The 10,174-nt window shown below is 62.0% G+C and carries 8 protein-coding genes; 4 read left to right on the forward strand and 4 right to left on the reverse strand.

From position 1 onward, the window contains the following. Positions 1 to 2 precede the first annotated feature (2 nt). Positions 3 to 1,517 carry a hybrid sensor histidine kinase/response regulator gene (locus tag I4X03_RS14750; protein WP_223468991.1) on the forward strand — a complete coding sequence of 505 codons (1,515 nt, stop codon included), beginning with the start codon at positions 3 to 5 and terminating at the stop codon, positions 1,515 to 1,517. Positions 1,518 to 1,528: 11 nt separating this feature from the next. On the opposite strand, the gene I4X03_RS14755 is transcribed toward I4X03_RS14750, so the two are convergent. The 4 genes from I4X03_RS14755 to I4X03_RS14770 all read right to left on the reverse strand — a co-directional run bounded on the left by I4X03_RS14755 (position 1,529) and on the right by I4X03_RS14770 (position 6,923). Beyond that, complete coding sequence (locus I4X03_RS14755) at positions 1,529 to 3,415, reverse strand: MFS transporter (protein ID WP_223468992.1); 1,887 nt, start codon at positions 3,413 to 3,415, stop codon at positions 1,529 to 1,531. Continuing rightward, complete coding sequence (locus I4X03_RS14760) at positions 3,412 to 4,167, reverse strand: helix-turn-helix domain-containing protein (protein ID WP_223468993.1); 756 nt, start codon at positions 4,165 to 4,167, stop codon at positions 3,412 to 3,414. Before I4X03_RS14760 ends, I4X03_RS14755 begins: the two co-directional genes overlap by 4 nt. 184 nt (positions 4,168 to 4,351) lie before the next feature. Continuing rightward, positions 4,352 to 5,674, reverse strand: coding sequence for a homoserine dehydrogenase (locus I4X03_RS14765; protein WP_223468994.1), 1,323 nt, complete (start codon positions 5,672 to 5,674; stop codon positions 4,352 to 4,354). 19 nt (positions 5,675 to 5,693) lie between these two features. Beyond that, a complete protein-coding gene (locus tag I4X03_RS14770) occupies positions 5,694 to 6,923 on the reverse strand; it encodes a pyridoxal phosphate-dependent aminotransferase (protein ID WP_223468995.1) in 1,230 nt (409 codons plus the stop codon). Between the two features lie 163 nt (positions 6,924 to 7,086). Between I4X03_RS14770 and I4X03_RS14775 the strand changes: the two genes are divergently transcribed. From I4X03_RS14775 to I4X03_RS14785, 3 genes are all read left to right on the forward strand, one after another. Continuing rightward, positions 7,087 to 7,476, forward strand: coding sequence for an Mth938-like domain-containing protein (locus I4X03_RS14775; protein WP_223468996.1), 390 nt, complete (start codon positions 7,087 to 7,089; stop codon positions 7,474 to 7,476). A gap of 108 nt (positions 7,477 to 7,584) precedes the next feature. Then, the gene (locus tag I4X03_RS14780; RefSeq protein ID WP_223468997.1) at positions 7,585 to 8,055 is read left to right on the forward strand and encodes a peroxiredoxin; all 471 of its coding nucleotides are present in this window, start codon (positions 7,585 to 7,587) and stop codon (positions 8,053 to 8,055) included. 237 nt (positions 8,056 to 8,292) lie between these two features. Further along, entirely contained in the window at positions 8,293 to 10,119 is a 1,827-nt protein-coding gene (locus I4X03_RS14785) for a PhoH family protein (RefSeq protein WP_223468998.1), read from the forward strand. Positions 10,120 to 10,174: the final 55 nt, after the last annotated feature.

The following is a 10,174-nucleotide window of genomic DNA, read 5'->3' on the forward strand; positions in this document are numbered from 1 at the left end:
CCATGGAAAAACGTGTCCTCATCTTCGCGCCAACCGGGCAAGACGCCGCCCTGGCATCGAAAATTCTTACGATGGCCGACGTCGACAACCTCGTCGTCCCCACCGCGAACGACCTTGCAGAACAGATGCTTATCGGCGTAGGGGCCGTGCTCACGGTGGAAGAAGCGCTGCCAAACGGCGCCTTGCGCGCCATCGGCGAATTCGTCAAGTTCCAGCCCAACTGGTCGGACCTGCCGATCGTGCTGCTGACCCACCGCGGCGCCGACTCGCCCAACGTGCGCCAGGCCATTGCCAGCCTGGGCAACGTCACTCTGCTCGAACGCCCGGTCCGCACACTGACCTTGATCACCTCGCTGCAGTCGGTATTGCGCGCGCGCGACAAGCAATACCAGGTGCGCGAGACCGACCGCCGCAAAGACGAATTCCTCGCCAGCCTGGGGCACGAACTGCGCAACCCGCTGGCCCCGATCCGCACCTCGATGGGCTTGCTCAGACACCAGTTCCCGACCCAGCCCGCGGTGATCAAGGTCAGCGATGTGATCGAACGCCAGGTCACCCACCTGACCCGCCTGGTGGACGACCTGCTCGATGTGGCACGCATCAACAGCGGCAAGATCGAGCTCCAGCGCACCAACACCAGTTTCAGCGCGATCATCGGCCATGTCGGCGAACTGTGTTCGGCGGCCGCCACGGCAAAGCGCATCGGCATCGACTACGACTTGCCGGACCAGGAAGTGGTGCTGTTCGCCGACTACGCGCGGGTGGTGCAGATCGTCGCCAACATCCTCTCGAACGCGATCAAGTTCACGCCGGTCGAGGGACGCATCGCCGTGCGCGCCTGCGTCGACGACTGTACACTTGAAATCCACGTGAAGGATTCCGGCATCGGGCTTGAACCGGCCGCCCTAAGCCGGATTTTCGAGATGTTTGAGCAAAGCCGCCAGCCATCCGGGCAGATAGCCAGCGGCCTTGGTATCGGGCTGTCGCTGTCGCGCCAGTTCGCCGAAATGCACGGCGGTCGCGTCTGGGCCACCAGCGACGGTCTTGGCCAGGGCAGCGAGTTTGTCGTCGCCCTGCCCATCATGCGCGACGGCTGCGTCGAGCATCCCGACGCGCCCGGAGCACCAATCGGCGAAGTCGACAAGCGCCCCAGGGTGCTGGTCGTCGATGACAACCGCGACGCGGCCGATTCCTTGCAGGCGCTGTTCGAGATGGAGAACTGCAAGGTGGCCACCGCTTACGATGGCTTCGAGGCGGTCAGCGCGGCCCAGCAGTCAATGCCCGACATGATCGTGATGGACCTTGGCATGCCGAGCATGGACGGCTACGAGGCCGCGCGCCGCATCCGCAGCCAGCCGGGCGCGCAGTCGATCCTGATGATCGCGCTCACTGGCTGGGGCCAGAGCGAAGCGCGCCAGCGCACGTTTGAAGCAGGCTTCGACCACCACCTGATCAAGCCGGTCAACTTCGACGAGATCCGCAAGCTCGCCCATGGCCGCTTTTCACGCAGCCACTGACCCGCGAGCGTTTAGCGCCAGTTCCCGCGCAATGCGCTCACCTGCTGCTGCAGGAATTCGGGGCTGGCGTCCTGCGGCGGCACCGGCATGCCGACGGCCAGCGCCAGCCGCGAACGCGGACCGCGCGTAAACGAGCGCTCGAACAGGTTCCCCGGGTCGCGCGTGAGCAGGCTGCCCCACAATCCACGCAGCGCCATCGGTATCACCGGCACCGGGCTGCGCTCGATGATCTTGGCGATCCCGCCACGGAATTCGTTGATTTCCCCGGTCGAGGTCAGCTTCCCTTCCGGGAAAATGCACACCAGCTCGCCATCGTGCAAGGCTTTCGCAATATCGATATATGCCTTCTCCATCACCCACTGGTCTTCCTTGGCCGATGCGATCGGAATCGCCTTCGCGGTGCGGAAAATCCACCCCAGGATCGGCGTGTTGAAGATGCGGTGATCCATCACGAAGCGGATCGGGCGCGGGCTGGCGGCGCCGATCACGATCGCATCGACATAGCTGACGTGGTTGCACACTAAAACCGCGGCGCCTTCTTCAGGAATGCGCTCGACATCCACCGTGGTCACGCGATGGATCGTGTGTATCAGCAGCCAGGCCAGGAAACGCATCAGGAACTCAGGCACCAGCGAGAAAATGTACGCCGCGACCAGCGCGTTGAGCAGCGCCGTCGCCAGGAACATCTCGGGAATCGTAAAGCCCTGCGCGTGCATCAGCATCGCCAGGCCGGCAGCAGCCACCATGAACAGCGCGTTCAGAATGTTCATGCCGCCGATCGTACGCGACAGGTGCTGCGGATCGCAGCGGGTCTGGATCAGCGCAAACAGCGGCACGATATAGAAGCCGCCGAACACGCCAAGCAGCAGAATGTCGCCGAGGATGCGCAGCGCGCCCGGCTGCGCCAGCAGGCCGGCCATGTCGACCGTGGCCGTGCCGGTGTAGCCAAGGCTGGCGAAGTACAGGTCGATCCCGAAAACCGACAGGCCGATTGCGCCAAACGGCACCAGGCCAATTTCCACCTTGTGGCCGGACAGGCGCTCGCACAGCAGCGAACCGGCGCCGACGCCGACCGAAAACACCGTGAGCAGCATGACGAACACGCTGTAGTCGCCGTGCAGGTAATCCTTGGCGAACACCGGGAACTGCGACAGCACCAGCGCGCCGTAAAACCAGAACCACGAGTTACCCAGCATCGACAGGAACACCGTGCGGTTCTTGCGCGAGAACGCGATATTGCGGACCGACTCGGCAAGCGGATTGCGGCTGATCTTCAAGGTCGGCGCGGGCGCCGGCGAGTGCGGAATCCGATAGCTCGCCAAGAGCCCGACGACGGCGAACAGCAGCGTGGCGCCGGCCACCAGCTCGATCCCGTAAGGCTTCACCTGCGCCATTGCCGCGCCAAGCACCTGGCCGAGCAGGATGCCGACAAAGGTGCCCATCTCGACCAGGCCATTACCGCCAACCAGCTCTTCCGACTTCAGGTGCTGCGGCATGTACGCGTACTTCACGGGGCCGAACAGCGTCGAGTGGATGCCCATGCCGATCACCGCGGCGATCAGGACCCACAGCGTATGTGTCATCCAGCCGATACCGGCAACCAGCATGATCCCAATCTCGAGCACCTTGACGATGCGCGCCAGTTTCCCTTTCTCGACCTTGTCGGCGATCTGGCCGGCGGTGGCCGAGAACACCACGTACGGCAGGATGAACAGGCCCGGGATCAGGCTATTGAGCATGGCCGGCGCCATGCTGGTCCAGCTCAGGGCATCGTAGGTCAGCACGACCAGCAAGGCGGTCTTGAAGACGTTGTCGTTAAACGCACCGAAAAACTGGGTCCAGAAGAACGGCCCGAAACGGCGTTGCGACAGCAGCGAAAACTGGCTCTGTTGTTTCATGGGGATTGCTCGCTAGGTGAAGGTTTGCGCAGCAGCGCCTGGAAGGCATGCGGCACCCAAGGGCGCGCGGCGAGCATGAAGCTCATCGCCTGCTTCTGTTCGAGCGGGACCCGCGTTTCAAGCTGGTGCAGCTGCGCGATGTCGGCCGCCACCTGCTTCAGGCGCTCGATCAGCGCCGCGCTGGACTGCTTCGACAGCATCACGTTCACCAGTCCCAGCACCTCGCCGTCGCCGTCGAAGCGGGCGTTGAGATAGTCTGCGGCGGCTTCGCTGCGGAAATAGGACTGGATCGGGCCGTTCGCGATCCAGCTGAAGGTGCGCGCGATCAGCAGCTTGACGCGGTTATTCGGCAGCAGCTCAAGGAAGCCGATTTTATCGAGGCGCAGCAGGCCAGCCGTCACCTGCGCCTCGCTCAGCCTGTAGGTACGGACGATATCGTCGAAGCCGATATGGTTCATCGCCGATACCGCCACCACCAGCAGCTGCGGGTCGCCGATGATCTCCTTCTCCTGCGCCAGGGTCAGGTGCGAGATCAGCTTGGGGGCGCCCTGCGCCGCGTGCAGCTCATCGAAACCGATGCCGGCCGCATCGAGGATCTGGTCGAGCCGCTGCAGGGTGAAATTCTTCTGGGAGAACATCCGTTTAACGCTTGCCTCCGACATATCGATCCGGGACGCCAGTTCGCCGTAGGTGACCCCGCGGCTTTTGAGCAGGCGCTTCAATGAGTCGACGAGTGTAATCGCTTGCGGCATCTATAAATCCCGATAGTAATCTGGTAGCAGATCTTAATACCCCTCGGCATTAAAAGCGATACTGCCTGGCCAAATCATTGTTGTGAATCAATTATAAAATCGGGGACAGACCACCATTTTGGAAGATTCCAAAATGGTGGTCTGTCCCCGATTTTGGAACATTGCCGTTTTATGTGAGTGGTTCTTAGCTTAGCGACTCCAGCCTGATCCTGACAACCTGCCCCACCACCGTGTCCATTTGCTCGATCTTCGCAATCGCGGCGTTGATGTTCTTTTCTTGCGTCTGGTGCGTCAGCATCACGATGTCCAGGCGCGTCGCGTTTTCCGCCGGCTCCTTCTGCAGCACCGCGTCGATCGAGATGCGCGCGTCGGCCAGGATGCGGGTCAGGTCGGCCATCACGCCCAGGCGGTTTTTCACGTACACCCGAAGGTAGTAGCTGGTCGTGATCTGGTCCATCGGGAGGATCGATACGTCGGTCATCTGGTTCGGCTGGAAGGCCAGGTGCGGCACGCGGTTGCCCGGGTCGGCCGTGGCCAGGCGCGTGATGTCGACCAGGTCGGCAATCACCGACGATGCGGTCGGCTCGGCGCCCGCGCCTTTGCCGTAGTAGAGCGAGGCGCCAACTGCGTCGGCTTGCACCAGCACCGCGTTCATCGCGCCTTCCACATTGGCGATCAGCCGCTTGGCCGGAATCAGGGTCGGGTGCACGCGCAGCTCGATGCCTTCAACGCCGTCGATCACCGTGCGCCGCGTGATACCCAGCAGCTTGATGCGGTAGCCCAGCTGCTCGGCATAGCGGATGTCGACCGCTTGCAGCTTGCTGATGCCTTCAATGTAGGCTTTCTCGAACTGCACCGGAATGCCGAATGCGATCGCCGACATGATGGTCAGCTTGTGCGCGGCGTCGACGCCTTCGATGTCGAAGGTCGGATCGGCTTCGGCATAGCCAAGGGCTTGCGCCTGCTTCAGCACGGTGTCGAAGTCGAGGCCCTTGTCGCGCATTTCCGACAGGATGAAGTTGGTGGTGCCGTTGATGATGCCCGCTACCGACTCGATGCGGTTCGCCGTCAGGCCTTCGCGCAGCGCCTTGATGATCGGGATGCCGCCGGCAACCGCCGCTTCGAATGCGACCATCACGCCCTTCTCTTGGGCGGCGGCGAAAATCTCGTTGCCGTGCAGCGCGAGCAGCGCCTTGTTGGCGGTGACCACGTGCTTGCCGTTGGCGATCGCCTTGAGCACCAGCTCGCGCGCGGTGTCGCAGCCGCCAATCAGTTCGACGACGATCTCGATGTCCGGGTGGTTGACGATCAGGTTCGGGTCGGTGACGACCTCGACGTTCGCGCCGACGATGCCTTCGGCGCGCGCGGTGTTGCGCACGGCGACCATCGCAATCTCGATGGCGCGGCCGGCACGGCGGCGGATTTCTTCGCTGTTACGTTGCAGGACGGTGTAGGTTCCGGCGCCGACGACGCCGAGGCCAATCAGGCCTACTTTGATGGGTTTCATATTCTTTGTATTGGTTGGTTCAGCCACGCCCATGACGGCGGCGGTAGCCTTCGAGGAAGCGCGCGATGCGGCCGCACGCGTCGCCAAGGTCGTCCTGGTTGGGCAGGAACACGAGGCGGAAGTGATCCGGCGCGATCCAGTTAAAGCCCGTCCCCTGGACGATCAGCACTTTTTCCTCCGACAGCAGCTCGCAGGCGAACTGCTGGTCATCCGCGATCGGGTACATCACGGGGTCGAGGCGCGGGAACATGTACAGCGCAGCTTTTGGCTTGACGCAGGTAACGCCCGGTATGTCGGTCAGCAGCTTGTGTGCGAGGTCGCGCTGCTTGAGCAGCCGGCCGCCAGGGCCGACCAGGTCATTGATGCTCTGATAGCCGCCCAGCGCGGTCTGGATCGCGAACTGGCCCGGCGCATTGGCGCACAGGCGCATCGAGGCGAGCATGTTGAGGCCGTCGATGTAGTCCTTGGCGTGGCGCTTTTCGCCCGATACCACCATCCAGCCGGCGCGGTAGCCGCACGAGCGGTAGTTCTTCGACAGGCCGTTCAGCGTGATGAACAGTACGTCGTCGGCCAGCGATGCCATCGAGATGTGCTCTTCGCCGTCGTACAGCGTCTTGTCGTAGATTTCGTCGGCCAGCACGATCAGCTGGTGCTGGCGCGCCAGCTCGATGATGTCGAGCAGGACCTCTTTCGGATACAGCGCGCCGGTCGGGTTGTTCGGGTTGATGACGACGATCGCCTTGGTGTTCGCGGTGATCTTGCGGCGCATGTCGTCCACATCCGGCATCCAGCCTGCCTGCTCGTCGCAGATGTAGTGCACCGGATTGCCGCCGGAAAGGCTGACCGCGGCGGTCCACAGCGGATAGTCGGGCGCCGGCACCAGCACTTCGTCGCCGTTGTTGAGCAGTCCGTTCATCGCCATCACGATCAGCTCCGACGCGCCGTTGCCGAGGTAAATGTCCTCGATCGTCACGCCGTTGATGTTCTTTTCCTGCGTGTAGTGCATCACCGCCTTGCGCGGCGCGAACATGCCCTTCGAATCGGTGTAGCCGGCCGCGCCATGCATGTTGCGGATCATGTCGTGCACGATCTCGTCAGGAGGATCAAAACCGAACACGGCCAGGTTACCAATGTTCAGCTTGATGATCTTGTGGCCCTCTTCCTCCATCTGGCGGGCTTTTTCCATGGCTGGGCCACGAATCTCGTAGCAGACGTCGTCGAGCTTGTTCGATTTCAGGATCGGTCGCAAAATCATTCCCTGTTTGGTGGCGCGTATGTTGCAGTGCGAAAAATACCCATTCTGCCGAAAGCGCCCCATTTAATCAACTTATGGTGAAAATTAGCGCTTTATAGGGGTTTGTGGCATTCTATGCACCACGCAGGCGCAGTCCTGCAACAACTAACGCCCTACAATGAAGCTTCACGCCAGCACCACCAAACAATACCAGACCGTCACTGGCTACGACGACACCGGGGTCGAGATCAATGCCGAGCATTTCGACTACAGCCTGATCGTCATGCCCGAGACCGCGCCACGCCCGTGGCCGGTGCCAACCTTCGAGACCTTGGGGGCGGAACATTTCGAGCAGATCGATGCCGACCAGCCCGACGTCGTCATCATCGGCACCGGCGCGCGCCAGCGTTTCGTCCATCCGCGCCTGGTGGCCAGCCTGTCGGCGCGCCGCATCGGCGTCGAGTGCATGGACAGCCATGCCGCTTGCCGCACCTATAACATCCTGATGGGCGAAGGCCGTAAGGTCACGCTCGCATTGATTATCGAGGGCAAGCAAACAACGGCTTGATTGCGGGATACGCGTCCCCATATATTGCCAACTTGTTTATATTGCCCTCCCCCTGCCGCGCTGATTGGGGACACGAAATCAGCGCCGACCATCGCCAGGAGAGAACCTGTGGCTGACAGCCAATCCGCAGCACCCGTAACGAATTTTTCCGCCCCAATGACCAGCGACAAGACGTTCGAACTGGCCGGCCGTCCCGCGCGCTATACCGTGCTGTACTTCTATCCGAAGGACAACACGCCCGGCTGCACGACCGAGAGCATTAACTTCCGCGAGCTGTATCCGGAATTCCAGGCCGCACAGACCGAAATCTATGGCATCAGCCGCGATTCGCTGCGCTCGCACGAGGGCTTCAAGGGCAAGCTGGGCCTGCCGTTTGAACTGATTTCCGACCCTGACGAACTGGTGTGCAGCCAGTTCAATGTCATGAAGATGAAAAATATGTATGGCAAGCAAGTTCGAGGCATAGAGCGCAGTACGTTTATCATTGACGCTCAAGGCAATTTGGTGAAAGAATGGCGTGGCGTGAAAGTTCCAAATCACGCGGACGAAGTGCTGGAATTCGTCAAGAGCCAGCCCTGACTCGCCCCGGCTACACGTTGATCAACCCGCTGTAGAACCTGATTGCACCAGCCCATTTTGAGTCAACCGTTTTCACCGTTTGCATCACTCCAATCTGGCGGCCTGCCAGCCCGGTCATATTCCGGGTTTGCGCAGCGCCCACGACATTCGCCCCAGCCGTTTTTCACCTACGACGCCGCAAGCACTGCTTGTGGGCCGCTGCTGGCTATCCCCGGACATTTTTAGATTGAGACACTGATGCCATTACCAAAAATACCTACTAAACCGGCGACACTGCTGCCGGTGGCAGATTACCCAAAAGCAGAAGCTGGCAAGACCGGCGCGCGTGCTGTCGCCGCCGCCAAGCCGAAACTGGCTGCCGTGCCAGAGCCAGTCAATGACGAAGTGATCGCCAAGCCGGCCAAGGGCCGCAAGACTGCGCGCCTGCTGTCGGCGCCGCATGCCGCGCCTGCGGCTGAAGCTCCCGTTGCCGCACCCGTTGCAGCACCGGTTGCCGCGCCAGCGGCAGCCCCAGTTGCCAAGGCCGAGCCGGCCGCAAAGCCCGCCCGCGCCAAAGGCCGCCAGCCGAGCGAGAACGAACTGCCGCATCCGGCCAAGCACAAGCCGGTCGAAGTGCCGGTCAAGTCGAACGCCAGCCGCCAGGCCGACAAGTCGGGCCAGACCAAGATGTTCGTGCTCGACACCAACGTGCTGATGCATGACCCGACATCGCTGTTCCGTTTTGAAGAACACGACGTCTACCTGCCGATGATGACGCTGGAAGAGCTGGACGACCACAAGAAGGGCATGTCGGAAGTGGCGCGTAATGCGCGCCAGGTCTCGCGCACGCTCGACGCGCTGGTCGGCACCATCGACGACGGCGCCATCGAGGCGGGCATCCCGCTGGCCAAGCTGGGCAACAAGGACGCCAAGGGCCGCCTGTTCTTCCAGACGCGCCTGCAAGCCGGTCCTGGCTTGCCGGAAGGCCTGCCGCAGGGCAAAGCCGACAACCAGATCCTCGGCGTGGTGCGCAACCTCGAAGCGGAACTGCCGGGCCGCGCCATCGTGCTGGTGTCGAAAGACATCAACATGCGCATCAAGGCGCGCGCGCTGGGCTTGCCTGCGGAAGACTACTTCAACGACCACGTGCTGGAAGACACCGACCTGCTGTACTCGGGCATCGTCCAGCTGCCGGACGATTTCTGGAACAAGCACGGCAAGGACATGGAGTCCTGGCAGGAAAACAAGAACGGCTATTCGGCCACCTTCTACCGCATGACCGGCCCGGTCATTCCTACCCTGCTGGTCAACCAGTTCGTGTTCCTCGAGCCGAAAAGCGGCGAAGCGCCGTTCTATGGCCAGGTCAAGCAGATCAACGGCAAGACCGCCGTCATCCAGACCCTGCGCGATTTCAGCCACAACAAGAACAATGTGTGGGGCGTCACCGCGCGCAACCGCGAGCAGAACTTCGCGCTGAACCTGCTGATGAACCCGGAATGCGACTTCGTCACGCTGCTCGGCCAGGCCGGTACCGGCAAGACCCTGCTGGCACTGGCGGCCGGCCTGGCGCAAGTGCTTGAGACCAAGTTGTACAACGAGATCATCGTCACCCGCGTTACCGTGCCGGTCGGCGAGGACATCGGCTTCCTGCCAGGTACCGAGGAAGAGAAGATGTCGCCATGGATGGGCGCGTTCGACGACAACCTCGAGGTGCTCAACAAGTCCGACTCGGAAGGCGGCGAATGGGGCCGCGCGGCAACCCAGGACCTGATCCGCTCACGCATCAAGATCAAGTCGCTCAACTTCATGCGCGGGCGTACCTTCGTGAACAAGTTCCTGATCATCGACGAGGCGCAGAACCTGACGCCGAAGCAGCTCAAGACCCTGGTCACGCGCGCCGGCCCTGGCACCAAGATCCTGTGCCTGGGTAACATCGCGCAGATCGATACGCCATACCTGACCGAAGGCTCGAGCGGCCTGACCTACGTGGTCGACCGTTTCAAGGGCTGGTCGCACAGCGGTCACGTGACCCTGGCGCGCGGCGAGCGTTCGCGCCTGGCCGACCACGCGAGCGAAGTGCTGTAAGACTTCGCCAGCCAATAAAAAACCCTGTACGCCGCGAGGCGTACAGGGTTTTTTT

Source organism: Massilia soli (genome assembly GCF_016809835.1).
Classification (GTDB): domain Bacteria; phylum Pseudomonadota; class Gammaproteobacteria; order Burkholderiales; family Burkholderiaceae_D; genus Telluria_A; species Telluria_A soli.

Bases quoted from the DNA above. Each gene is read 5' to 3' on its own strand.
- I4X03_RS14760 (WP_223468993.1), bottom strand. From the start codon at position 4,167: ATGCCGCAAGCGATTACACTCGTCGACTCATTGAAGCGCCTGCTCAAA.
- I4X03_RS14785 (WP_223468998.1), top strand. From the start codon at position 8,293: ATGCCATTACCAAAAATACCTACTAAACCGGCGACACTGCTGCCGGTG.
- I4X03_RS14775 (WP_223468996.1), top strand. From the start codon at position 7,087: ATGAAGCTTCACGCCAGCACCACCAAACAATACCAGACCGTCACTGGC.
- I4X03_RS14765 (WP_223468994.1), bottom strand. From the start codon at position 5,674: ATGAAACCCATCAAAGTAGGCCTGATTGGCCTCGGCGTCGTCGGCGCC.
- I4X03_RS14750 (WP_223468991.1), top strand. From the start codon at position 3: ATGGAAAAACGTGTCCTCATCTTCGCGCCAACCGGGCAAGACGCCGCC.
- I4X03_RS14755 (WP_223468992.1), bottom strand. From the start codon at position 3,415: ATGAAACAACAGAGCCAGTTTTCGCTGCTGTCGCAACGCCGTTTCGGG.